The organism is Grimontia marina (assembly GCF_900060185.1).
GTDB lineage: Bacteria > Pseudomonadota > Gammaproteobacteria > Enterobacterales > Vibrionaceae > Enterovibrio > Enterovibrio marinus.
This window is the reverse complement of the sequence record NZ_FIZY01000289.1, coordinates 1-518: the sequence shown is the minus strand read 5'-3', so window position 1 is coordinate 518 and position 518 is coordinate 1. Positions and strand designations below refer to the sequence as shown.

Sequence of the window (518 nt, the reverse complement as noted above, 5' to 3'; positions counted from 1 at the left end):
CATCGCCTCACTTGCCGTACCGACACCGGGTAAAAACAGCTTATCTGCCGTCAACACCACATCAGGATATTTTGAAATAGTGACTGGGTAACCCAAGCGTTCGATGGCAAATTTCACGGAAGAAACATTAGCGCAGCCTGTATCAATGATGACGACCTTTTGCGGCTGGCGGCTGTTATCACTCATCGCTTCACGGACTGACGACATTACAGTACTCCTTTGCTGCTAGGTAGTTCATTGCCTTCCACTTTAATGGCTTGGCGCAATGTGCGGCCAAAAGCCTTAAACAAACTTTCAATAATATGGTGATCATTATCGCCACTGGATGAGAGATGCAGCGTACAGGCCAAAGTGTCGGTTAATGAACGGAAGAAGTGATATACCATTTCAGTGGAGAGATCGCCGATTTGCTCACGTGTAAAGGTGGCCTCAAATTTCAGATAAGGGCGACCCGAGAGATCGAGCGCACATTGTGCTAAACACTCATCCATCGGCAACGAAAAACCAAAACTACCAAT

The 518-nt window shown here is 46.9% G+C and carries 2 pseudogenes; both read right to left on the bottom strand.

The annotated features are described in order from the left end of the window. Positions 1 to 207, bottom strand: a pseudogene (locus GMA8713_RS26470) (imidazole glycerol phosphate synthase subunit HisH); the annotation flags it as partial. Next, positions 207 to 518: pseudogene (locus GMA8713_RS26465) on the bottom strand (bifunctional histidinol-phosphatase/imidazoleglycerol-phosphate dehydratase); the annotation flags it as partial. The pseudogenes GMA8713_RS26470 and GMA8713_RS26465, both read right to left, overlap by 1 nt.